The organism is Variovorax sp. Varisp41 (genome assembly GCF_047325085.1).
Classification (GTDB): domain Bacteria; phylum Pseudomonadota; class Gammaproteobacteria; order Burkholderiales; family Burkholderiaceae_C; genus Variovorax.
Genome location: NZ_CP168540.1, coordinates 5,948,339 through 5,970,906, shown reverse-complemented (window position 1 = coordinate 5,970,906; position 22,568 = coordinate 5,948,339). Strand labels below are relative to the sequence as shown.

The 22,568-nt window shown below is 69.7% G+C and carries 21 protein-coding genes; 12 read left to right on the top strand and 9 right to left on the bottom strand.

Annotation, left to right across the window (positions count from 1 at the left end):
- Positions 1–89 precede the first annotated feature (89 nt).
- Positions 90–551 (top strand): DUF2141 domain-containing protein, encoded by a 462-nt coding sequence (locus tag ACEN9J_RS27745; RefSeq protein ID WP_413762602.1) that lies wholly within the window; start codon positions 90–92, stop codon positions 549–551.
- Between the two features lie 10 nt (positions 552–561).
- A complete protein-coding gene (locus ACEN9J_RS27740) occupies positions 562–2,067 on the top strand; it encodes a carotenoid oxygenase family protein (protein ID WP_413762601.1) in 1,506 nt (501 codons plus the stop codon).
- A gap of 16 nt (positions 2,068–2,083) precedes the next feature.
- On the opposite strand, the gene ACEN9J_RS27735 is transcribed toward ACEN9J_RS27740, so the two are convergent.
- Entirely contained in the window at positions 2,084–2,986 is a 903-nt protein-coding gene (locus ACEN9J_RS27735) for a LysR family transcriptional regulator (protein ID WP_057591557.1), read from the bottom strand.
- Positions 2,987–3,116: 130 nt separating this feature from the next.
- On the opposite strand from ACEN9J_RS27735, the gene gcl reads away from it, so the two are divergent.
- The 3 genes from gcl to ACEN9J_RS27720 all read left to right on the top strand — a co-directional run bounded on the left by gcl (position 3,117) and on the right by ACEN9J_RS27720 (position 6,800).
- Positions 3,117–4,910, top strand: coding sequence for a glyoxylate carboligase (gene gcl, locus ACEN9J_RS27730; RefSeq protein ID WP_057591558.1), 1,794 nt, complete (start codon positions 3,117–3,119; stop codon positions 4,908–4,910).
- Positions 4,911–5,070: 160 nt separating this feature from the next.
- A complete protein-coding gene (gene hyi / locus ACEN9J_RS27725) occupies positions 5,071–5,856 on the top strand; it encodes a hydroxypyruvate isomerase (RefSeq protein ID WP_296741790.1) in 786 nt (261 codons plus the stop codon).
- 35 nt (positions 5,857–5,891) lie between these two features.
- Positions 5,892–6,800 carry a 2-hydroxy-3-oxopropionate reductase gene (locus ACEN9J_RS27720; protein WP_057591560.1) on the top strand — a complete coding sequence of 303 codons (909 nt, stop codon included), beginning with the start codon at positions 5,892–5,894 and terminating at the stop codon, positions 6,798–6,800.
- A 138-nt stretch (positions 6,801–6,938) separates the two neighbouring features.
- Here ACEN9J_RS27720 and ACEN9J_RS27715 read toward each other — a convergent pair whose 3' ends face one another.
- The gene (locus ACEN9J_RS27715; RefSeq protein ID WP_261210763.1) at positions 6,939–8,276 is read right to left on the bottom strand and encodes an NAD(P)/FAD-dependent oxidoreductase; all 1,338 of its coding nucleotides are present in this window, start codon (positions 8,274–8,276) and stop codon (positions 6,939–6,941) included.
- A gap of 256 nt (positions 8,277–8,532) precedes the next feature.
- On the opposite strand from ACEN9J_RS27715, the gene ACEN9J_RS27710 reads away from it, so the two are divergent.
- The 4 genes from ACEN9J_RS27710 (at position 8,533) to ACEN9J_RS27695 (ending at position 13,710) form a co-directional block, all read left to right on the top strand.
- Positions 8,533–10,833, top strand: coding sequence for an NADP-dependent malic enzyme (locus ACEN9J_RS27710; RefSeq protein WP_413762600.1), 2,301 nt, complete (start codon positions 8,533–8,535; stop codon positions 10,831–10,833).
- Between the two features lie 211 nt (positions 10,834–11,044).
- Positions 11,045–12,079, top strand: a complete 1,035-nt coding sequence (locus tag ACEN9J_RS27705; RefSeq protein WP_413762599.1) for an ABC transporter substrate-binding protein — start codon at positions 11,045–11,047, stop codon at positions 12,077–12,079.
- Positions 12,079–12,930: an ABC transporter ATP-binding protein gene (locus ACEN9J_RS27700; RefSeq protein WP_261210761.1), complete on the top strand. Its 852-nt coding sequence runs from the start codon at positions 12,079–12,081 to the stop codon at positions 12,928–12,930. The genes ACEN9J_RS27705 and ACEN9J_RS27700 overlap by 1 nt, the downstream gene beginning before the upstream one ends.
- Before the next feature lie 9 nt (positions 12,931–12,939).
- A complete protein-coding gene (locus ACEN9J_RS27695; protein ID WP_057591565.1) occupies positions 12,940–13,710 on the top strand; it encodes an ABC transporter permease in 771 nt (256 codons plus the stop codon).
- A gap of 3 nt (positions 13,711–13,713) precedes the next feature.
- Here ACEN9J_RS27695 and ACEN9J_RS27690 read toward each other — a convergent pair whose 3' ends face one another.
- Complete coding sequence (locus tag ACEN9J_RS27690; RefSeq protein WP_261210759.1) at positions 13,714–14,577, bottom strand: class I SAM-dependent methyltransferase; 864 nt, start codon at positions 14,575–14,577, stop codon at positions 13,714–13,716.
- Positions 14,578–14,654: 77 nt separating this feature from the next.
- Between ACEN9J_RS27690 and ACEN9J_RS27685 the strand changes: the two genes are divergently transcribed.
- Entirely contained in the window at positions 14,655–15,125 is a 471-nt protein-coding gene (locus tag ACEN9J_RS27685; RefSeq protein WP_057591567.1) for a helix-turn-helix domain-containing protein, read from the top strand.
- Here the strand turns inward: ACEN9J_RS27685 and ACEN9J_RS27680 are convergent.
- Entirely contained in the window at positions 15,089–15,325 is a 237-nt protein-coding gene (locus tag ACEN9J_RS27680) for an oxidoreductase-like domain-containing protein (protein WP_057591568.1), read from the bottom strand. The two genes, ACEN9J_RS27685 and ACEN9J_RS27680, sit on opposite strands and share 37 nt — an antisense overlap.
- An 84-nt stretch (positions 15,326–15,409) precedes the next feature.
- Here ACEN9J_RS27680 and ACEN9J_RS27675 point away from each other — a divergent pair, with 84 nt between their 5' ends.
- Positions 15,410–16,531, top strand: a complete 1,122-nt coding sequence (locus ACEN9J_RS27675) for an acyltransferase family protein (RefSeq protein ID WP_413762598.1) — start codon at positions 15,410–15,412, stop codon at positions 16,529–16,531.
- Here ACEN9J_RS27675 and ACEN9J_RS27670 read toward each other — a convergent pair whose 3' ends face one another.
- Both ACEN9J_RS27670 and ACEN9J_RS27665 read right to left on the bottom strand, forming a co-directional pair.
- Positions 16,532–17,878, bottom strand: coding sequence for a sensor histidine kinase (locus ACEN9J_RS27670; protein ID WP_413762597.1), 1,347 nt, complete (start codon positions 17,876–17,878; stop codon positions 16,532–16,534). It lies immediately after the preceding gene.
- Positions 17,875–18,558: a response regulator transcription factor gene (locus tag ACEN9J_RS27665; protein WP_057591570.1), complete on the bottom strand. Its 684-nt coding sequence runs from the start codon at positions 18,556–18,558 to the stop codon at positions 17,875–17,877. The genes ACEN9J_RS27670 and ACEN9J_RS27665 overlap by 4 nt, the downstream gene beginning before the upstream one ends.
- 89 nt (positions 18,559–18,647) lie before the next feature.
- Here ACEN9J_RS27665 and ACEN9J_RS27660 point away from each other — a divergent pair, with 89 nt between their 5' ends.
- The gene (locus ACEN9J_RS27660; RefSeq protein ID WP_261210757.1) at positions 18,648–19,331 is read left to right on the top strand and encodes a phosphatase PAP2 family protein; all 684 of its coding nucleotides are present in this window, start codon (positions 18,648–18,650) and stop codon (positions 19,329–19,331) included.
- Positions 19,332–19,350: 19 nt separating this feature from the next.
- Here ACEN9J_RS27660 and lpxO read toward each other — a convergent pair whose 3' ends face one another.
- The 3 genes from lpxO to ACEN9J_RS27645 all read right to left on the bottom strand — a co-directional run bounded on the left by lpxO (position 19,351) and on the right by ACEN9J_RS27645 (position 22,461).
- The gene (lpxO, locus tag ACEN9J_RS27655; protein WP_057591571.1) at positions 19,351–20,247 is read right to left on the bottom strand and encodes a lipid A hydroxylase LpxO; all 897 of its coding nucleotides are present in this window, start codon (positions 20,245–20,247) and stop codon (positions 19,351–19,353) included.
- A 91-nt stretch (positions 20,248–20,338) separates the two neighbouring features.
- Positions 20,339–21,775 carry a sensor histidine kinase gene (locus tag ACEN9J_RS27650; RefSeq protein ID WP_057591572.1) on the bottom strand — a complete coding sequence of 479 codons (1,437 nt, stop codon included), beginning with the start codon at positions 21,773–21,775 and terminating at the stop codon, positions 20,339–20,341.
- Positions 21,772–22,461, bottom strand: coding sequence for a response regulator (locus ACEN9J_RS27645; RefSeq protein ID WP_057591573.1), 690 nt, complete (start codon positions 22,459–22,461; stop codon positions 21,772–21,774). Before ACEN9J_RS27645 ends, ACEN9J_RS27650 begins: the two co-directional genes overlap by 4 nt.
- Between the last annotated feature and the right edge of the window lie 107 nt (positions 22,462–22,568).

Genomic DNA, 22,568 nt, shown 5'->3' with positions numbered 1-22,568 from the left:
TGCATTCGCGCATTCCGTCGCATGGCGGTGGGCAGCATCCGCCGCCTTTGGGATCGTCGGGTCTTCCATCCACCACGACGAGGACCGCCATGCACCTTCTCGCTTTCCTGCCCCGCCCGGCCGCGCGCACCCTGTACGCCGCGACCGCCGTCGCCGCGCTCACGGCCGCCACCTTCGCCCCGCTGAGCGCGCGGGCCGCCGACCTCAGCCTGAACGTGGCCGACGGCCCCGCGACCGAGGCCACGCTCTACATCGCGCTGTACGCTGATGCCGCCAGCTTCGGCGCCAGCAAGCCGCTGGCCTCGCAGAGCCTGCCGCTGCGCGAGGGCAAGGCGCGCGTGGTGTTCGCGGGCCTGCCGCCGGGCCGCTATGCCGTGCGCGCCTATGCCGACGAGAACGGCAACGGCAAGCTCGACACCAACCTCGTGGGCCTGCCGACCGAGCGCTACGGCTTCTCGAACGATGCCAGGGGCAAGCTCGGCGCGCCCGACTTCGAGGCCGCAGCGATCGGCGTCGACGCCGACCTGCAGAGCGCCATCCACCTGCGCTGAGGAGGCCGCCATGCAACGACGCGAACTGCTGCGCCTGCTGGCCGGCACCGGCGCCCTGCCCCTGCTCGCGCCCTGGGCCCGAGCGGCGGGCGCGGCCGGCGAGGAGAACTGGCAGGCCCAGTTCGAGGCCGCCGACGCCCCCTGGAAGATCGGCTTCGCCACCCCGCCCGGCGACCTGCCGCCGACCCGCGCCACGGTGCGCGGGCGCTTTCCCGACGCGGTGGCCGGCACGCTGTTCCGTGTCGGCCCCACCGGCCACGACCTCGGCGGCGAGCGCTACCACCACTGGTTCGACGGCGACGGCATGGTGCACCGCTTCGCGATCGCGGGCGGCGAGGTGCTGCACCAGGGCCGCTACGTGGCCACGCCCAAGCGCGTGGCCGAGCTGCGCGCCGGGCGCCGGCTGGTCGAGGCCTTCGGCACCGTGCCGCCGGGCGCGGAGCCGCCGGCCTCGCCCGACGCGATGAACGTCGCCAACACCAGCGTGCTGCCGCTGCAGGGCGAGGTGCTGGCGCTGTGGGAAGGCGGCTCGGCCACGCGCCTCGATGCGCGCACGCTCGACACGCTGGGCCTGAAGACCTGGCGCGCCGACCTCGCGGGCATGCCGTTCTCGGCCCATCCGAAGGTCGACCCCGACGGCACGGTGTGGAACTTCGGCGTGAGCTCGGGCGCGAGCCTGCTCGCGCTCTACGAGATCGCGCCCGAGGGCACGCTGCGCCGCGCCGCCGCGGTGCCGGTGCCCGACCTGCCGATGGTCCACGACTTCGCCGTGACCGAGCGGCACCTGGTGTTCCTGATGCCGCCGCTGGTCTACGACGGCAAGCGCAAGGAGGCCGGTGCCAGCTTCCTCGACGCCCATGTCTGGCGGCCCGAGCTCGGCATGCGCGCGCTGGTGGTCGACAAGCGCGACTGGGAGCGGCACCAGCTGCTGACCCTGCCGGCCGGCTTCCTGTTCCATGTCGGCAATGCCTGGGAGGAGGACACGCCGCGCGGCCCGCGCATCCATATCGACTACGTGCGCACCGAGGACGCCGAATCGGTGTTCACGACCAACCGCGAGCTGATGCGCGCACGCCGCGTGCGCCAGAACGAGCCGCGCCTGACCGTCGCCACGCTCGACCTGGCCGCCGGCCGGGCCACGCAGAAGGTGCTGCCGCAGGAGGCCGAGTTCCCGCGCATCGATCCGCGCCGCGTCGGCCTGCGCCATCGGCAGGTGATCCATGCCACGCTGACGCGGCCCGACGTGCCGGGCTTCCAGGCGGTGGCGCGCACCGACGTCGAGAGCGGCCGCAGCGAGCGCTTCGTCCATGGCGCGCAGTCGATCGTCGAGGAGCATGTGTTCGTGCCCGACGGCAGGAAGCCGGGCTGGGTGCTGGGCACCTCGCTCGACTTCGGCCGCAAGTGCACGGTGCTGTCCTGCTTCGCGGCGGACCACCTCGCGGCGGGGCCCGTGGCGCAGGCCACGCTGCCCTATGCCCTGCCGCTGGGGCTGCACGGGGCTTTCGTGAAGGCTTGAGGCGCAAGGGATGCCGTCAAGCGTCCCACCAGCCTTCGTCGAAGCGCCCCTGCAGGAAGGCCACGAAGCTCGACACCTTGCCCGGCACCAGCTTGGGCGACGGGAAGACGGCGTGGATCTCCTGCTCGGGCAGCGCATGGTCGGCCAGCACCGCGCGCACCTTGCCCGCGGCCAGCGACTCGCTGGCCACGTAGCGCGGCATCAGCGCGATGCCCAGGCCGTCGCGCGCGGCCGCCAGCACGGCCGAGAGGTTGTTGGAACGGAAGCGGCCCGACACCGGCACCGTCACCGGCTCGCCCTTGGGCGTGTGCATGCGCCAGAACTCGTCGCCCACCACGCTGCTGTAGATCAGCGCCACGTGCGCGCTGAGGTCCTGCGCGCGCCTGGGCGTGCCGTGCTTCTTGAGGTAGGCCGGCGAGGCGACCATGGCCCAGGGGTTGGCGCCCAGGTAGCGCGCGCCCAGCGAGGAATCGGCCAGCTTGCCCATGCGCACCGCCACGTCGATGCCCTGCGCGATCAGGTCCACGTAGCGGTCCTCGAAGCTCAGGTCGATCTGCACCTGCGGATACCGGCGCATGTACTCGAGCGCGAGCGGCACCACCACGCGGCGGCCGAAGGCCACCGAGGTGCCGACGCGCAGCAGGCCCTGGGCCTGGTTCTGGCGCAGCTGCACCACGCTGTCGGCCTCCTCGGCGTCGCGCACGATCGACTTGCACTTCTCGTAGTAGAGCGCGCCCGGCTCGGTGAGGCTCACGCCGCGCGTGTTGCGGTTGAGCAGCCTTACTTTCAGGCGCGCCTCGGTGGCGGCGATCTGCTTGGTCACCGTGGGCTGGGTGGTGTGGAACTCGAGCGCGGCCTTCGAGAAGCTGCCGGTCTCCACCACGCGCACGAACATTTCCATTGCCAGCAAACGGTCCATCGCCACTCCTTCGGATCGCCGCCATCCTAATCACTTATTCCGCAATGGAATAGGTTTTATGGTCCCGTGCCGTCTTCTTGGAATCCCCCCCGCTTCCTACAGTGGACCCAAGCTTTTAAGGAGACTTTCAATGGCAAAGATGACCGCGGTCCAGGCCGCCGTGCTGGTGATGGAGAAGGAGGGCGTGACGCAGGCCTTCGGCGTGCCCGGTGCCGCCATCAACCCGATGTACTCGGCGCTGCGGCAACGCGGCAGCATCGCGCACATCCTCGCGCGCCACGTCGAGGGCGCCTCGCACATGGCCGAGGGCTACACCCGCGCCGTCGCCGGCAACATCGGCGTGTGCATCGGCACCTCGGGCCCCGCGGGCACCGACATGATCACGGGCCTGTACTCGGCCTGGGCCGACTCGATCCCGATCCTGTGCATCACCGGCCAGGCACCGCGCGCGCGCCTCTACAAGGAAGACTTCCAGGCGGTCGACATCGAGTCGATCTCCAAGCCGGTCACCAAGTGGTCGGTGACGGTGCGCGAACCCGGCCAGGTGCCGCAGGTGTTCCAGCAGGCCTTCCACCTGATGCGCTCGGGTCGCCCGGGCCCGGTGCTGATCGATCTGCCCTTCGACGTGCAGATGGCGCAGATCGAGTTCGACATCGACAGCTACGAACCGCTCAAGCCCTACAAGCCGGCCGCGAGCCGCGCCCAGATCGAGCGCGCGATCGAGATGCTCAACGCGGCCGAGCGCCCGCTGATCGTGGCCGGCGGCGGCGTCATCAACGCCGACGCGAGCGAGCTGCTGGTGCGCTTCGCCGAAGCCACCGGCGTGCCCGTGATCCCCACGCTGATGGGCTGGGGCTCGATCCCCGACGACCATCCGCTGATGGCCGGCATGTGCGGCCTGCAGACCAGCCACCGCTACGGCAACGCCACCATGCTGGCCTCCGACTTCGTGCTGGGCATCGGCAACCGCTGGGCCAACCGCCACACCGGCTCGGTCGACGTCTACACCAAGGGCCGCAAGTTCGTGCACGTGGACATCGAGCCCACGCAGATCGGCCGCGTGTTCACGCCCGACTTCGGCATCGTCTCCGATGCCAAGGCCGCGCTCGAGCTGTTCGTGCAGGTGGCCGAGGAGATGAAGGCCGCGGGCCGGCTGCCGAGCCGCCGCGAGTGGGCCAACGCGTGCATCGAGCGCAAGAGGACCATGCTGCGCAAGACCAACTTCGACGAAGTGCCGATGAAGCCGCAGCGCGTGTACCAGTGCATGAACAACAACTTCGACAACGACACCTGCTACGTCAGCACCATCGGGCTGTCGCAGATCGCCGCGGCGCAGTTCCTGCACGTCTACAACCCGCGCCACTGGATCAACTGCGGCCAGGCCGGCCCGCTGGGCTGGACCATCCCCGCCGCGCTCGGCGTGCGCGCGGCCGACCCCACGCGCAAGATCGTCGCGCTCTCGGGCGACTACGACTTCCAGTTCATGATCGAGGAGCTCGCGGTGGGCGCGCAGTTCAAGCTGCCCTACATCCACATCGTGGTCAACAACTCCTACCTCGGCCTGATCCGCCAGGCGCAGCGCGGCTTCGAGATGGACTACTGCGTGCAGCTGGCCTTCGACAACATCAACGCGGGCCCCGACGCCGGCATCGAGAGCAGCTACGGCGTGGACCACATGAAGGTGGTCGAGGGCCTGGGCTGCAAGGCGATCCGCGTCAACCGCCAGGAAGAGATCGCCCCCGCGATCCGCCGCGCCGAGGCGCTGATGGCCGAGCACGGCGTGCCGGTGGTGATCGAGGTGATGCTCGAGCGCGTGACCAACATCGCGATGGGCACCGAGATCGACAACATCACCGAGTTCGAGCCGCTCGCGGAGACGCCGGCCGATGCGCCCACCGCCGTCGCGGCGGTGCTGCTGGACTGAACCGAATACGGACAGCCGAACGCAGAAGGAAGACCAAAGCGCGCGGAAGTCGCAGAAGGAATCGAAGACATCTTTTGGTTTTCTTCTGCGACCTCTGCGCAACCTTCGCGACTTCTGCGTTCGGTTTCCGATCCCGCTTCCCGATTTGAAAGACGACACCATGCCCAAGTTCGCAGCCAATCTCACCATGCTCTTCACCGAGCTGCCGTTCCTGCAGCGCTTCGAGGCCGCCGCCAAGGCGGGCTTCGAGGCGGTGGAGTACCTGTTCCCCTACCCCTTCGAGAAGAAGGACCTGACCGCCGCGCTGCGCGCCAACGGCCTCGCGCAGGTGCTGCACAACCTGCCGGCCGGCGACTGGGACAAGGGCGAGCGCGGCATCGCCTGCCATCCGGACCGCACCGGCGAGTTCCGCGAAGGCATCGCGATGGCGATCGACTACGCCACGGCCCTCGGCTGCCCGCAGGTCAACTGCCTGGTCGGCAAGGTGCCGGCCGGCGTGAGCCACGACATCGCCCACCGCACGGTGGTCGAGAACCTGCGCCTCGCGGCTTCCGAGCTCGAGGCGGCGGGCATCCGCCTCTTGATCGAGCCGATCAACCCCTTCGACATTCCCGGCTTCTTCCTCAACCGCACCGAGCAGGCCATCGCGCTGATCGACGAGGTGGGCTCGGCCAACCTGCGCGTGCAGTACGACATCTACCACGCGCAGCGCACCGAGGGCGAGCTGGGCAACACGCTCACGAAGCACTTCGCGCGCATCGGCCACATCCAGCTGGCCGACAACCCGGGCCGCGGCGAGCCGGGCACGGGCGAGATCAACTACCCGTGGCTGTTCCAACACATCGATGCGCTCGGCTACGACGGCTTCATCGGCTGCGAATACAAGCCACGCGCCACCACCGTCGAAGGCCTGGGCTGGCGCGAGGCGCTGACCCGCGCGCAGTGAACGACGACACGACAAGATTCAAGGAAACCTCAGACATGACGCAACAAGCATCGCAACGCATCGGATTCATCGGCCTGGGCATCATGGGCGCGCCCATGGCGGGCCACCTGCTCGAGGCCGGCCACCAGCTGTTCGTGAACACGCACGGCAACACGCCCGAGCCCTTCATCTCGCGCGCCACCATCTGCGCCTCGCCGGTCGAGGTCGCGCGCCAGGCCGACATCGTGTTCGTGATGGTGCCCGACACGCCCGACGTGGAGAAGGTGCTGTTCGGCGAGCCGGGCCGCGACGGCGTGGCCGCGGGCCTGAGCAAGGGCAAGATCGTGGTGGACTGCAGCTCGATCGACCCGATCGCCACCAAGGGCTTCGCGCAGCGCATCGAGGCGCTGGGCTGCGGCTACATCGACGCGCCGGTCTCGGGCGGCGAAGTGGGCGCCAAGGCCGCTAGCCTCACGATCATGTGCGGCGGCGACGAGGGCACCTTCGGCCGCGTGCGCCCGCTGCTCGAGAAGATGGGCAAGAACGTGACGCTGGTGGGCGGCGTGGGCGACGGCCAGGTCTGCAAGGTGGCCAACCAGATCATCGTGGCGCTGAACATCGCGGCCGTGGGCGAGGCGCTGCTGTTCGCGAGCAAGGCCGGCGCCGATCCGGCCAAGGTGCGCCAGGCGCTGATGGGCGGCTTCGCGAGCTCGCGCATCCTCGAGGTGCATGGCGAACGCATGATCAAGCGCACCTTCGCGCCGGGCTTCCGCATCTCGCTGCACCAGAAGGACCTGAACCTCGCGCTGCAGAGCGCGCGTTCGCTGGGCGTGGCGCTGCCGCAGACGGCCGGCGCGGCGCAACTGATGAACGCCTGCGCGGCACTGGGCCACGGGCAGCAGGACCACTCGGCGCTGGTGCGCGCGCTGGAAGCGCTGGCGCAGCACACGGTGGCGCCGGACTGAAACCGTCGAAATCGGGCAGCCGGACGCAGAGGACGCAAAGATTTCGCGAAGAACGCGAAAGGGACCGAAGACAACTTTGAGATTTCTTTTGCGTCTTTCGCGAAACCTTCGCGTCCTCTGCGTCCGGAAGTCCGCTCCCTACTTCGCCGCCTCCAGCGACTCCTTGAGGTTGCGCCGCCGCCAGGCCCAGGTCTTGATGGCCTGCGGCAGGATGCCGAGGCAGGAGGCGTAGTAGGTCACCTTGAAGCCCCAGAAGCGCGGGCCGATGGGGGTGTCGCGGAACAGGTCGCCGGCCAGGATCGACAGCAGCGCCTCCTGCATGCGCCAGACGTTGCGCGGCGCCATGAACAGGCGCCGGATCGCCGGCGAGGTGATGCGGTAGATGAACCACGAGAACATCTTCGGCCCGCGCTTCATGACCTTCTCGTAGTGGCGGAACGCGCGCTCGGCCTCCCTGGCCTCGCCGCGCAGCCACAGGTCGGCGGCCGTCGCGGCCTCGAAGCCGCTGTTCATCGCGAGGTAGACGCCCGAGGAGAACATCGGGTCGACGAAGGCATAGGCGTCGCCCACCATCATGAAGCGGTCGCCGCGGCAGAACTTGGAGTCGTAGGCGTAGTTGCCGGTGGCGGTGGCGCCCTCCATCAGCGTGGCGTTCTTCAATCGCGCGGCCAGCTTGGGCGCGAGCGCGATGGTCTCCATCAGGAAGTCCTCGAGCGAGGCGCCCTGACGGCGCTTGAAGTAGGCCGGCGAGGCCACCGCGCCGACGCTCACGGTGCCGTCCTTGAGCGGGATGTACCAGAACCAGCCGTGGTCGAACCAGAAGAGCGAGATATTGCCCTCGAAGCGGCCCGGCCGGCGCTCGGCATTGGCGAAGTGGCCGTAGAGCGCGGCGCTCGCATGCTTGCGGTTGCGCTGCTTGGCGTCGAACTGGTTCGACAGCAGGGTGTCGCGCCCGCTGGCATCGATCACGAAGCGCGGGCGCCAGGCGGTCTCGGTGCCGTCGTCGGCCTTGATCTTCACGAGCGGGCGGTTGTCGGGCGTGCCCTTGCCGGCGTCCATGTCGACGCCCGTGACGCGCTGGCCCTCGAAAGTCCGCGCGCCGCGCTTGCCGGCATGGCGGAACAGCAGTTCGTCGAACTCCGAGCGGCGCACGTGCACCGCATACGGGAAGCTCTTGTCCATCGCCTCGCCGAAGTCGAAATGGCTGCTGTGGTCGTGCCAGGGCGAGACGAACTCGGCGCCGTGCTTGCGGATGCCGATGGCCTCGACCTCGGTGCGCACGCCGAGCCGGTCGAACAGCGGCATGTTCATCGGCAGCAGCGATTCGCCGATGTGAAAGCGCGGATGCTGCGCCTTCTCGAACAGCACCACGTCGTGGCCCTTGTCCGCGAGCAGCGCGGCCACGGTGGAACCCGAGGGGCCGCCGCCGATGACCACGACGTCGGGTTCGGTGCTGGTGAAAGGTCCGGAAGTCATTCGCTGCAAGCCTCTTGTTGTCGTTCTGTCATGTGGAGGATGAAGCCGCCCTCGCGGCAGGGCCGCAACCGGCCGGAGCGCAGTTTAGCGGCCCCCCGGGCCGCGCCGAACCCGTTCCGGCGCGCGGCCGCGGCCGCCGCGCATCCGTCGGGGGCCACGCCCGCTATGGGTTCAGGCCTTTTCGGCATCGCCCTGGCAAGAAGAGGTAGCGCTTTTGCGGTAGCCTCGTTCCCCGTCAGAAACAAGGAGACTTTCCATGGCCGCCCCCCTGTCACCGGCAGAAGAAGCACTGCGCGAAGCTGCCCGTGAATACCACCGCTCGCCCGTCAAGGGCAAGATCTCGATCACCCCGACCAAGCCCCTGCTGAACCAGCGCGACCTGTCGCTGGCCTATTCGCCGGGCGTGGCCTATCCCTGCCTCGACATCGCGGCCGATCCGGCCACCGCCGCCGAATACACCGCGCGCGGCAACCTGGTGGGCGTGGTCACCAACGGCACGGCCGTGCTGGGCCTGGGCAACATCGGCCCGCTGGCCGCCAAGCCCGTGATGGAAGGCAAGGGCTGCCTGTTCAAGAAGTTCGCCGGCATCGACGTGTTCGACATCGAACTGGCCGAGACCGATCCCGACAAGCTGGTCGAGATCATCGCGGCGCTCGAGCCCACGCTGGGCGGTATCAACCTCGAGGACATCAAGGCGCCCGAGTGCTTCTACATCGAGAAGAAGCTGCGCGAGCGCATGAACATCCCGGTGTTCCATGACGACCAGCACGGCACGGCCATCATCTCGGCCGCCGCGCTGATCAACGGCCTGGAACTGGTCGACAAGAAGATCGAGGACGTGAAGATCGCCGTCTCGGGCGCGGGCGCCGCCGCCATCGCCTGCCTCGACGTGATGGTGGGCCTGGGCGTGAAACCCGCCAACATCCACGCCTGCGACTCCAAGGGTCTGATCTACACCGGTCGCGCGGGCGGCTTCGACGAATCGAAGGCGCGCTACGCGCAGCCCGACACCGGCGCGCGCACGCTGGCCGACGTGGTGAAGGACGCCGACGTGTTCCTCGGCTGCTCGGCCCCGGGCGTGATGACGGCCGACATGGTCAAGACCATGGCGCGCCAGCCGATCATCCTGGCGCTGGCCAACCCCGAGCCCGAGATCCGCCCCGAGCTCGCCAAGGCCGTGCGGCCCGACTGCATCATCGCCACCGGCCGCTCGGACTATCCGAACCAGGTCAACAACGTGCTGTGCTTCCCGTACATCTTCCGCGGCGCGCTCGACTGCGGCGCGAGCAAGATCACGGAAGAGATGAAGCTGGCCTGCGTGCGCGAGATCGCCGACCTGACCAAGGCCGACATCAGCGAGGAAGTGGCCACCGCCTACGCGGGCCAGGAGCTCGCCTTCGGCCCCGACTACATCATTCCCAAGCCCTTCGATTCGCGCCTGATCCTGCGCATCGCGCCGGCCGTCGCCAAGGCCGCGCAGGCCTCGGGCGTGGCCACGCGCCCGATCGAGGACATGGAGGCCTACCGCCAGCACCTCACGCGCTTCGTCTACCAGACCGGCATGTTCATGCGCCCGGTGTTCACCGCCGCCAAGCTGGCCACCGCCAAGCGCGTGGCCTACGCCGAGGGCGAGGACGAGCGCGTGCTGCGCGCGGCCCAGTACGCGGTCGACGAAGGCATCGCGCGGCCGATCCTGGTGGGACGCCCCGCCGTGATCGAGGCCCGCATCAAGAAGGCCGGGCTGCACATCCGCCTGGGCACCGACTTCGAGGTGGTCGACCCCGAGGACGATCCGCGCTTCCGCACCTACTGGGAGAGCTATCACAAGCTCATGGGCCGCCGCGGCATGACGCCCGAGGCCGCCAAGGCCGCGGTGCGCCGTTCGAACACCGTGATCGCCGCGCTGATGATCTACCTCGGCGACGCCGACGCGATGATCTGCGGCATGGTCGGTCGCTTCGACGCCCACCTCGAGCACATCCGCGACCTGATCGGCCTGAAGCGCGGCGCGCCCGGCTTCGCGACCCTGAACGCGCTCACGCTCGACAAGCGCACCATCTTCATCACCGACACCAACGTGAACGAGGACCCGAGCGCCGAGATGCTCGCCAGCATCGCGCTGATGGCGGCCGAGGAGATTCACCGCTTCGGCCTGCCGCCGAAGGTGGCCTTCCTCTCGCACTCGAACTACGGCAGTTCCTCGCGCGGCTCGGCGCGCAAGATGCGGCTGGCGCGCGACCTGTTCGCCCAGATGGCGCCCGACATCGAATGCGACGGCGAGATGCACGGCGACGCGGCGCTCTCGGAGGAGATCCGCCGCACCGCGCTGCCCGACAGCACGCTCTCGGGCGAGGCCAACCTGCTGGTGTGCCCGAACCTCGACTCGGCCCACATCCTCTACAACGTGCTGAAGATGACCGGCGCCAACGGCATCACGGTGGGCCCGGTGCTGCTGGGCGCCGCGAGCTCGGCGCACGTGCTCACGCCCTCGTCGACGGTGCGCCGCATCATCAACATGACGGCGCTGGCGGTGGCGAAGGTCACGGTCGACAAGTAAGCAGGAAGGCCGAGCCTGGGGCCGCGATCGCGCCCCCGGGCTCGGCTTCGGTGCGAACGTCCCCTGAGAATCGAAGGTTTCTCACCCTCGCGGTGCGGTTTTCCCCAGCGACGCACCGCATCGAGACGCGGGAAGGGTTCGCACCAATCACGTGCGGGCACCGTTTTTGCTTGAATCCGGAAGCATTTCACCTTCACGGAACCAAGCCCGCATGAACAAGCGCCATCTGCTCCAGTCCTTCCTCGCCGCCTCGGCCCTGAGCTTCGGCCTGCCCTCGGCCTTCGCCCAGGCCACGACGCCGATCAAGTTCCAGCTCGACTGGCGCTTCGAGGGACCGGCCGCGCTGTTCCTGCATCCGGCCGCCAAGGGCTACTTCAAGGCCGCCGGCCTCGACGTGACCATCGACGCGGGCAACGGCTCGGGCGGCACAGTGACGCGCGTGGCCTCGGGCGCCTACGACATGGGCTTCGCCGATCTCGCGGCGCTGATGGAATTCCACGCCAACAACCCGGACAGCCCGAACAAGCCGGTCGCGGTGATGATGGTCTACAACAACACGCCGGCCTCGGTCATGACGCTCAAGAAGAGCGGCATCACGAAGCCCGCCGACCTCACGGGCAAGAAGCTCGGCGCGCCGGTGTTCGACGCCGGCCGCCGCGCGTTCCCGATCTTCGCCAAGGCCAACAACATCGGCACGGTCAACTGGACCGCGATGGACCCGACCCTGCGCGAGACCATGCTGATGCGCGGCGACATCGACGCCATCACCGGCTTCACCTTCACCTCGCTGCTCAACCTCGAGGCGCGCGGCGCCAAGACGGCCGAGGTGGTGATCCTGCCCTACCCCGACTACGGCGTGAAGCTCTACGGCAACGTCATCATCGCCTCGCCCAAGCTCATCAAGGAGAACCCCGAGGCGGTGAAGAAATTCCTCTCGGCCTTCGCCAAGGGCGCCAAGGAAGTGATCGCCAATCCCGCGCAGGGCATCGAGTCGGTGAAGGCACGCGACGGCATCGTCGACAGCAAGCTCGAGACGCGCCGCCTGCAGCTCGCGATCGACACCGTGATCAACAGCGCCGACGCACGCGCCGACGGCTTCGGCGCGGTCAACGCGGGCCGCCTGTCGCTGATGGCCTCGCAGGTGTCGGATGCCTTCAACACCAAGACCCGCGTGAGCCCCGAGGCCGTGTGGTCCGCCGCGCTGCTGCCGCCGGCCGCCGAACTCAGCGGAATCCTGCGCAAGTGATGGCGGACGCCGCGAACGAGGCCGCCCCCTTCGTCGACTTCCAGGACGTCTGGCTCGCCTACAACGAGGAGCTGCTGCGCGCCAACCACTTCGCGGTCGAGGCCATCGACCTGAAGGTCAGGCGCGGCGAGTTCATCGCCATCGTCGGCCCCTCGGGCTGCGGCAAGTCGACGTTCATGAAGCTCACGACCGGGCTCAAGATGCCGTCGATGGGCCGCATCCGCATCGACGGCGAGCCGGTGACCGGGCCGCTCAAGATCTCGGGCATGGCCTTCCAGGCGCCCTCGCTGCTGCCCTGGCGCACCACGGTCGACAACGTGCTGCTGCCGCTGGAGATCGTCGAGCCCTACCGCTCGAACTTCAAGGCGAAGCGCAAGGAATACGAGGACCGCGCGCGCCGCCTGCTGCAGAAGGTGGGCCTGGGCGGCTACGAGGACAAGTTCCCGTGGCAGCTCTCGGGCGGCATGCAGCAGCGCGCGAGCATCTGCCGCGCGCTGATCCACGAGCCCAAGATGCTGCTGCTCGACGAGCCCTTCGGCGCGCTCGATGCCTTCACGCGCGAGGAGCTCTGGTGCATCCTGCGCGACCTCTGGACCGAGCAGCGCTTCAACGTGATCCTGGTCACGCACGACCTGCGCGAATCGGTGTTCCTGGCCGACACGGTCTACGTGATGAGCAAGAGCCCGGGCCGCTTCGTGGTGAAGCGCGAGATCGAGCTGCCGCGCCCGCGCGAGCTCGAGCTCACCTACACCAAGGAGTTCACCGACATCGTGCTCGAGCTGCGCAGCCACATCGGCGCGATCCGCGGCAATGCCGCCGGCGCCAGCGGTGCCGCCGCGGTGGCCCACTGAGGAGCGGCCATGAAGAACAACAAGCAACTCGAACGCTGGTCGCCCTGGCTGCTGCTCGTGGCCGTGATCCTGCTGTGGCAGGTGATCTGCGCGGGCTTCGGCGTCTCGGACTTCATCTTCCCGAGCCCGCTGCGCATCTGGAACCAGTTCTGGGAGTTCAAGGAGATCATCGCGGGCCATGCCTGGCGCACCTTCTGGGTCACGATGGCGGGCTTCGGCCTCGCGATCGTGGTGGGCGTGCTGCTCGGCTTCGTGATCGGCAGCTCGCGCCTGGCCTACGCGGCCATCTATCCGCTGATGACGGCTTTCAACGCGCTGCCCAAGGCGGCCTTCGTGCCGATCCTGGTCGTGTGGTTCGGCATCGGCATCGGGCCCGCGATCCTCACGGCCTTCCTGATCAGCTTCTTCCCGATCATGGTCAACATCGCGACCGGCCTCGCCACGCTCGAGCCCGAGCTCGAGGACGTGCTGCGCGTGCTCGGCGCCAAGCGCTGGGACGTGCTCGTGAAGATCGGCCTGCCGCGCTCCATGCCCTACTTCTTCGGCTCGCTCAAGGTCGCGATCACGCTGGCCTTCGTGGGCACCACGGTCAGCGAGATGACTGCCGCCAACGAGGGCATCGGCTACCTGCTGATCTCGGCCGGCTCGTCGATGCAGATGGGCCTGGCCTTCGCCGGGCTGATGGTGGTGGGCGCGATGGCGATGCTGATGTACGAACTCTTCAGCGTGGTCGAGAAGCACACCACGGGCTGGGCGCACCGCGGGTCGCAGAACCAGTGAGCGTCATGCCGGCCGGGCCGCGCTCGCGGCCTGCGCGCCGGCCAGCCAGCAGGCCGCGGTGAAGCGCACTTCGTCGCCCTGCACGAAGGGTTCGAAGGCGGCACGCACCGTCTCGATGACGCGATCGCGCGTCGCCGCATCGGCCTGTTCGAGCGCGAGGCCGACCGGGCCGAGGCGGCTCAGGTAGGGCACGAGCTCCCGCGCGGGCAGGCTGCAGGCCAGATCGACGGGACGGATCGCGATGGCGCCCCAGCCGGCCTGCGCGAGGATGGACTCGACCCGCTCGCGGTCCGCGAAGCCGAACTGCCCCGGCGCGCCCGGCCGGCGCGCGGGCAGTCGAGGCAACAGCGGCGCCGCCGCGCGTTCGGCCGTGGTCATGAACGGGTTCTCCGCGGCCGCGCGCCACGCGAGGAAGCGCAGCGCGGCACCGTCGCGCGCGGCACGCCGCAGGTTCGCGAAGGCCGCGACGGGATCGTCGAAGAACATCACGCCGAGGCGCGAGACGAGGGTGTCGAACCCGGCCGGCGCGAAGGCATGGGCCTGGGCATCGGCGCACACGAAGCGCGCCCGCGAACCCTCGCGCTCGGCGCGTGCGCGGGCGGCCTCGATCATCGGCGCCGAGATGTCGATGCCGACGCATTCGCCAGCATCGCCCGACGGGCTCGCGAGCGCGAGCGTGACGGCACCGGTGCCGCAGCCCACGTCGAGCACGCGACCGAGCGAATGCCCGGCCAGGGACTCGATCAGCAGCGTGCCGAGCGGTGCGAACAGGCGGTCGAGCAGCGGCTGCCGGTCGACCCAGGCGCGGCCCGCCGGGCCGTTCCACAGCCGCGACTGCTCGCTGTCGGACTCTTGCGTGTCGTGCATCTTTCTTTCCTTTCTGGCTTGCCTTCGGAAGGCGGAGAACGCACTATGCAAGTTCAAGTCGACTTGAGGTCAAGAGGATGGCACCACTGGATATCGCGCAGGTGGCGAGGCAGTCGGGCGTGCCCGCTTCCACGCTGCGCTTCTACGACGAGAAGGGGCTGATCGCCTCGACGGGCCGGCAGGGGCTGCGCCGGCTGTTCGATCCCGGCGTGCTCGAGAAGCTGGCGCTGATCTCGCTGGGCCGCGCCGCCGGCTTCTCGCTCGACGAGATCGCGCGCATGTTCGCGCCCGACGGCCAGCCGCGCATCGATCGCGGCATGCTCGAGACCAAGGCCGACGAGCTCGACCGCACCATCCGCCAGCTCGCCGCGATGCGCGACGGCCTGCGGCACGCGGCCGTGTGCCGCGCGCCCAGCCACATGGAATGCCCGACATTCCGGCGCATCCTGCGCGCCGCGGGCACGGGCGCCATCGCGGCACCCGATCGCAAGGCGCCGCGCAAGCGCGCCGCTCAATCGAGCAGCAAGGAGGCCTCGTCGCGCCAGTAGGCGACCGCCGCGAGCCAGCCTTCCCAGACGCAGCCGTTGCAGCCGCGCCCGCAGCAGGTGGTGGGCTCGGGCGGCGGCGCGCGCATCGCCAGGCCGCGCGCCGCGAGCAGCGGCGCGATGCGCGCGATCAGGGCCTGGGCACTGGCGAGGTCGGTCGGCGTGGCGAGAAGGGCCGGGTCGGCGAAAGGCGAATCGGGCATGCGGTGCGGGACGGTCGAGGCGCGATTGTCGGTGCTTCAGCAGCCCTTCAGGCCGCGCGGGCGTTCGTCCGCAGAATCGCCGCGATGGTCCGCTCCGATGCCCTGCCCCGCCTGCCGCATGTCGACCTGCTGCGCGGCCTGCTGGTGGTCTTCGTGATCCTGCTGCATGCGAACCTGCGCCTGCCCTTCGGTCCGCCCGAGCTCGCGCAGGCGCTCGGGCCGCGCCTGCAGGGCCTCCTGTTCCGGAGCGGCTACTACGCGGTGATCGCGTTCTTCGTGGTGTCGGGCTACCTGATCGCGAGCGCCTCGCTGCGCCGCTGGGGCACGCTGTCGCGCGTGTCGCCAGGCGCCTTCTACCGCCTGCGCGCGGCGCGCATCCTGCCGAGCCTCGTGCTGCTGCTCGCGGTACTGAGCGTGCTGCATCTCGCGGGCAGCGCCTGGTTCGCGCTCGACACGACCAGGGTCTCGCTGCCGCGTGCGCTGCTCGCGGCGCTGGGCCTGCACCTCAACTGGCTCGAGGCGCAGGTCGGCTACCTGCCCGGCCCCTGGGGCGTGCTGTGGTCGCTCTCGGTCGAGGAGGCCTTCTACCTGGGCTTTCCGTGGCTGTGCCTGCTCGCGCGCGGCGAACGCCGCTTCGCGCTGCTGATGCTGGTGCCGATCGCGCTCGGGCCGCTGGCGCGCAGCGTGTGGAGCGACAACGAACTGTGGCAGGACCACGCCTACCTCTCGGGCATGGACGGCATCGCCTTCGGCTGCCTCGCGGCGCTGCTCGCGCACCGCGTACCCCGCGCGCCCTCGGCCACGGTGCATCGGCTGCTGCTGGCCGCGGGCGCGCTGCTGGTGGCGGGCGTGTTCTGCTTCCGGCGCGAGGTGTTCCAGCTCGGCCTCACGCGCTTCGGCCTGCAGGTCACGCTGCTCGAGCTGGGCCTCGCGCTGCTGCTGGTGGCGGCGCACTGGCGACCCTGGCGCTGGTGCGCGGGCGCGGCCGCGGCGCCGCTGCGCTGGTTCGGGCGGTACAGCTACGAGGTCTACCTGAGCCACATGTTCGTGGTGATTCCCGGTGCCTGGTGGTTCCAGCAATCGGGCCTGCCGGCGATGTGGATTCCGCTCGGCTATATCGTGCTGCTGGCCGTGTCGGGGCTGCTGGGGCAGGTGGTGGCACGAGGCTTCTCCGAGCCCTGCAACCGCTGGCTGCGCCAGGCCTGATCAGGTCGCGAGGTTCAGCTCCAGCCGCATCCGCGCGCCGCCCGTGTCGTTGCTGCCGATGGTGAGCCGCCCGCGGTGCAGATGCGCCACCTCGGCCACGAGGTGCAGCCCGAGCCCGGCGCCACGCCCGCGCGGCACCAGCCGGTGGAAGGGCTCGACCACGCGCTCGCGCTCCGACTCGGGGATGCCAGGGCCCGAGTCGAGCACCTCGATGCAGAAGGGCTCGCACAGCCGCACCTGGATGTCGCAGCCCTGCCCGCCGTGCTCGATCGCGTTCTGGATCAGGTTGGTCAGCGCGCGCTCGAGCGAGGGCGCATCGCCGCCGACCACGATCGCCTGCGGCGCATCGACCGACAGGGTGCAGCGGTTCATGATCGCGAGCGGCGCGAGGTCGGCCGCCACGCGCTCGCACAGCGCCTTCAGGTCCACCTGCTGCGCCTGCACCACCACGCCGTCGAGCCGCTGCAGGTCGAGCAGCTGCTCGGCCAGCGTGGCCAGGCGCGCCGAGGCCTGCATCAGCTTGACCTTGAGCGGATCGTTGGGCAGCCCCTCGAGGCGGATCTGCAGGATGGTGATCGGCGTGCGCAGCTCGTGCGCCGCGTCGGCCAGGAAGCGCTCCTGCCGGTCGTAGCCCTCGTTGAGGCGGTCGAAGGCACGGTTGACGGCATTCACCAGCGGGCGGATCTCGCTCGCCACGCCATCGAGCGGCAGCCGCGTGGTGCGCTCGTGCACGTCGATGCTCTCGGCATGCGCGGCGGTGGCGATCAGCCCCTTGAGGCCGCGCTTGACCACGAAGGGCGTCGCGAGGATCACGCCGAGACAGGTGACCAGCGCCATCGGCGCCACCAGGAACAGGAAGGCCACGCCGGTGCCGCGCAGCGTGCTCTTCATCGACAGCGGGCTGCCGGTCTGAACCATCATCGCGACCGGGCCGGCGCGCGTCTCGACGCGCTCGAAGCGCGCCTTCGGCTGGCCGTTGCTCGTGGCGAGGTCGATCCACACGCGGTCGATGCCGTCGAAGCGTCCGGCCAGACCGAGGTAGCGCTCGGGCACCTCGCCCTGCACGAGCTGGTGGCCCTGCGCATCGCGCACGATGAACCACAGGCCCGCGCCGGCGTTGCCGCGCAGCTGTTCGAACTCGGGCGTGGGCGCAAGCGCGAGCACGCCGTCGTCCGCGCGGACGACCGCATCGCGGATCACGCGCACCGTCTCCTCGCCGGTCTCGTCGACCACCCGCCCCAGCACCCAGGCCAGGCCGATGAAGCCGCCCATCACCAGCAGCCCCACCACCACCTGCAGCAGGATCAGGCTCCAGATCAGCTGCCAGCGCAGCGACAGCAGCTTCATGCGGCGCCCGGCGCCGCGCACAGCAGGTAGCCCACGCCGCGGATGGCGTGGATCTCGACCTGGGCGCCCGACTTGTCGAGCTTGGAGCGCAAGCGCGAGACATGGGTGTCGAGCGCGTTCGAATGGATGTCGCCCTCCTGCCCGTAGACGCGGTCGTGCAGCGACTCGCGCAGCACGGTGCGCCCGCGCTGCTCGAGCAGGGCCTCGAGCACCAGCAGCTCGCGCCGCGTGAGCAGCAGGCTCTGCGCATCGACATGCGCCTGCCGCTGCAGGTGGTCGAAGCGCAGCCGCGCCAGTGCGGTGACGGGGTTCGCGCGCAGCGCGGGACGGCGCGCGAGCGCGCGCACGCGCGCCATCAGCTCGTCCATCGAGAAGGGCTTGGCGAGGTAGTCGTCGGCGCCGCCGTCGAGGCTCAGCACGCGCTCGGAGATGTCGGCCATCGCGGTGAGCACCAGCACCGCGGCCGCGATCCCGCTGGCGCGCAGGAACTCGATCAGGCTCAGGCCGTCGCCGTCGGGCAGGCCGCGATCGAGCACGATCACCTCGTGCTGGCCCGCGAGCACCGCGTCCTGCGCCTCGCGCAGCGAGCCGGCCACGTCGACCACCGCCTGGTTCTGGCGCAGGGCCGCCGCCAGCGCCTGCGCGAGTTCGGCTTCGTCTTCGACCAGCAGGATTCTCATATCGGGCGGGAATTCTAGAGGGCGGCCCCCGTAATGTTCACGCAATGCCCTCGCCTACCCTGGCCGGTTCATCCATCCAGGGAGCCCAGGTGACACCCCTCTCGTCCCGCCTCGCCGGCACGCCATGGCACGCGGCGTTGCTGCGGCGCATCGCCACGCTCTGGGTCACCAAGATGCTCGGCACCACGCTCGGCATCTCCGGCTTCTTCGTGCTGTATTTCTGGGTCATGCACCACCCGCTCGGCCTGCCGCTCACGATGCCGCTCACGGCCATCGACCACTGGGTGCCGCTGAGCGAGGACGCGCTGCCGCTCTACGGCTCGCTGTGGCTCTACGTCGGCCTCGCGCCGGCCTTCGCGAAGGACCGCGCCGAGCTGCTGCTGCATGCGCAGGCGGCGGCGCTGATGGCGGCCATCGGGCTCGTGGTGTTCTGGCTCTTTCCGACCACCGTGCCGGCCTTCCCGGTCGACTGGGCGCAGTACCCCTCGCTGCAGTTCCTCAAGAGCACCGACGCGGGCGGCAATGCCTTTCCCTCGCTGCACGTGTCGTTCGCGGTGTTCACGGCCGTGCTGATGACGCGCCAGCTGCGCAGCGTGGACGCGCCCGGCTGGGTGCTGGCGCTCAACTGGCTGTGGGCCGCGGGGATCGTCTATTCCACGCTGGCCACGCGCCAGCACGTGCTGCTCGACGTGCTCGGCGGCACGGCGCTGGCGGGCTTCATGAGCTGGATCACCGGCCCGGCGCGGCGCCGGCTGATCCTGGTGGGCGCCTGAGGCGGCGCCCGGCCCTTCGTTACCAGAAGATCCAGAGCGCGAGGCCGCCGAAGATCGCCCACTTCACGAGGTAGTACACGCGCTTGTCCCAGGCCTTCAGGCGCTTGCCGATCACGCGGATCTGGTAGATGTACTTGAAGGCGCGGTTGATGCCGCCGGTCTTGTCGCCGGCATCGTTGGGCGAGCTGGCCGCGGCCAGCAGGTTTTTCGCGAACCAGCGGTTGACGGCGCTGGCCCAGCGGTACTTGAGCGGACGCTCGATGTCGCAGAACAGGATCACGCGGTCGTGGTCGGTGGTGTTCTCGGCATAGTGGATGTAGGTCTCGTCGAACACCACCGATTCGCCGTCGCGCCAGTGGTAGCGCTGGCCGTCGACGTCGATGTAGCAGCCCTCCACGCCCGGCGTCCACAGGCCCAGGTGGTAGCGCAGCGAACCCGCGAAGGGGTCGCGATGGCGCACCAGCCGGCTGCCGGGCGGCAGCTCGGCGAACATCGCGGCCTTGATGGTGCCGATGCCGCGCAGCAGCTCGGTCGTGCGCGGGCACAGCACCGCGGCCGAGGGATGGGCCTCGTCGTACCACTTGAGGTAGAAGCGCTTCCAGCCGCTCTTGAAGAAGGAGTTGAAGCCCACGTCGTTGAACTGGCTCGAGGCCTTGATGCTGCCGCCGTTGCGCATCGCGAGCGCCTCCTCGCGGATGACCTCCCAGTTCTCCTCGAGCACGCGCATCTCGGGGAATTCCTTGGGCGACAGGTAGGGTGTGCTCGGCACCTTCGAGAACATGTACATGAACACGTTGAGCGGCGCGAGGAAGGTCGAGTGGTCCGACAGCTGGCGGAAGAATCGGTGGCGCACCTGGCCGCGGAAGTGCACGTAGAGCGCGCTGAGCGCGAAGATGGCGAGAATGACCCACTTCATGGGGGAGTGTCCTGTTCGGGAGGGGTGCCGGAGAGCACCCGGCATTTTAAATCTTCACACTTCGGCGGGGCTGAGCGGGGTCTTGGTGCCCTCAGCCGCGCCCCTCGAGCATCGGCTGCGCCTGCCCGTCGACCGCCAGCGGCAGCCGCACCACCGCCAGCAGCCCGCGGCCGCCGGCGCCGGTCTCCAGCACCACGCTGCCGCCATGCTTGTCGACCACCGACTTGACGATCGCGAGGCCCAGCCCGCTGCCGCTCTGGGCCTGGCCCGGGCTGCGGAAGAAGCGGTCGAACACCCGCTCGCGCAGGCCCGGCGGAATGCCCGGTCCCTGGTCGGCCACGCGCAGCACCGCCTGGTCCTGCTCGCGCGCCACCTGCACCTTGACGACCGTGCGGCGCGGGCTGTACTTGATGGCGTTGTCCACCAGGTTGTCGACCATCGACACCAGGCTCTCGCGCTCGCCGAGCACCGGCACCTCGCCCTCGCAGGCCAGTTCGAGCTCGACGCCGCGCGCATGCGCCACGGCCTCGATCATCGCGAGCCGGTCCTGCACCAGCGCGTCGAGCGACAGCGCCACCGGCAGCGCGGCATCGGACACCGCGTCGCTGCGCATGAGCTGCAGCAGCTGGCCCACCAGCCGGGTCGCGCGGTCGTTGCTGCGCAGCAGGTTGGCCATCAGCTCGCGCTGCCCCGAATCGATGCTCTGCGCCTTCAGCGCCTCCACGTTCACGCGCATCGCGGCCAGCGGCGTGCGCAGCTCGTGGGCCGCGTCGGCGATCAGGCTGCGCTCGCGCGTGGTGCTGTCGCGCACCCGCTGCAGCAGCGTGTTGATGCTCTGCACCAGCGGCTGCAGCTCGCGGTGCGGCGGCCGGTACGACAGCGGCGTGAGATCGGCCGGCCCGCGCTCCGAGGTCTCGCGGCTCACGCGGCGCCAGGGCCGCAGCGCGAGCCGCACCGTGAGCCAGGCCGGCACCACCAGGAAGGGCAGGCTCACCAGCAGCGGCAGCAGGTAGTAGCCGCGGTAGGTGATGTTGACCACCAGCCGCCAGATGCCGGGCTCGGCGATCATCACGCGGGTGTCGAGCTGGGGCGAGTGCAGCGTGCGCGCGCGCCATTCGCGCCCGCCCGCGTGCACCGTCTCGATGACGTCGGGCGCGCTGTTGACGATCTCGGGCACGCTGTCGGTGGTGCGGTAGATCAGCTTGCCGCGCTGCCACACCTGCAGCATCGGCGAGGTGTCGGATTCGGCGTTGCCGTCGCTCGCGGTCTCCATCAGCGCGAGGTCGAAGGCATGCAGGGTGTCGTACTGGCGCTTCGGGTCGTCGGCCAGGTTGATGGCGATCGCCGCCACGCTCTCGTAGATCTTGCCGAAGCGCAGCAGCTCCGGGTCCTTGTAGGAATCGTAGAACAGCAGCCCGACGATCAAGGTCCACAGCGCCGCCACCACCGCCATCTGCGCCAGCACCAGCCGGCGCATCAGCGAGGGCTGGATCACCCGCCCGATGAAGCGCAGCGCGCCACGGATCATGCGCGCGGGCTGCCGGCGCGCGCCAGCGACTGGGCGTCGACCACGTAGCCGATGCCGCGCACGGTGCGGATGTAGCCCTGGCCGATCTTGCGGCGCAGGTTCGAGATGTGCACCTCGAGCGAGTTGCTGCCGATGCCCGGGCCGCCCGGCAGCACCTGTTCCTCCATCACGCGGCGCGTGACCACGCGACCGGTGCGCTTGAGCAGCAGCGCGAGCAGGTCGAACTCGCAGCGCGAGAGCTCCACCTGCTGGCCGTCGACCAGCACGCCGCGCGTGGGCTCGTGCAGCGCCAGGCCGCGCATGCGGATGGTCTCGTCGTCGAAGCCGTAGCTGCGGCGCGCGAGCGCGCGCACGCGCGACAGCAGCTCGGCCAGCGCGAAGGGCTTGACCAGGTAGTCGTCGGCGCCGTCGTCGAGGCTGCGCAGCCGGTCGTTGAGCGCGTCGCGCGCGCTGAGCACGAGCACCGGCAGGATCTGGCGCTCGCGGCGCAGGCGCAGCAGCAGTTCGATGCCGTCGCCGTCGGGCAGGCCGAGGTCGAGCAGCACCATGTCGAAGGCACCGCTGTCGAGGGTGCGGATGGCATCGTCGAGACGGCGCACCCAGACCACGTCCATGCCCTGGTTGGCGAGCGCGATGCGCACGCCGTTGCCGAGTTCGAGGTCGTCCTCCACGAGCAAAAGATTCATGACAGTCTCCGTGCGGTGCGCCGCCCGGCACCTGGGGAGCCGGAAGTATCTGCCAAGCGGCCTTCGAAGACTTCAGGATTCCTTCATGAAGGCCACAGCCGCGCTTC